Consider the following 382-nt stretch of genomic DNA (forward strand, 5'->3'; position numbering starts at 1 on the left):
CTGTCGATGGCGGCGACGCTGGCGCTGGTGCGCGCGGCGCGCGGCGACGCCAGCCTGCGCGAGAGCCTCGCGCGCGAGCTGCGCTTTACCGCCCGCGCCACGGCGGAAAGCGACTTCCTGGAAGGCGTGCGGGCGCAGATCATCGACAAGGACCGCAACCCGCGATGGTCGGCCGATGCCGGCCCCGCGCATGTCGCGGCCATGCTGGCGCCGCTGGGCGAGGACGAAATCGAATGGGAGGACCGGACATGAAGATCGGATTCATCGGCCTGGGCAACATGGGCGGCCCGATGGCGGCCAACCTGGCCAAGGCGGGGCACGCGGTGGCAGGCTTCGACCTGGCCGCGCCGATGCCCGAGGGCGTCGCCAAGGCGGCGACGGC

General features: G+C 73.0%; 2 protein-coding genes. Both read left to right on the forward strand.

Annotated elements, in window-relative coordinates:
* Nucleotides 1-252: enoyl-CoA hydratase/isomerase family protein (locus FE811_RS27205; protein ID WP_140849624.1), on the forward strand; the 252-nt coding region annotated here is incomplete at its 5' end.
* Nucleotides 249-382 (forward strand): NAD(P)-binding domain-containing protein (locus tag FE811_RS27210; protein ID WP_181181009.1); only part of this gene is annotated, 134 nt, incomplete at its 3' end. The genes FE811_RS27205 and FE811_RS27210, both read left to right, overlap by 4 nt.

Source organism: Paracoccus sp. FO-3 (genome assembly GCF_006386455.1).
In the GTDB taxonomy this organism is placed as follows: domain Bacteria; phylum Pseudomonadota; class Alphaproteobacteria; order Rhodobacterales; family Rhodobacteraceae; genus Paracoccus; species Paracoccus versutus.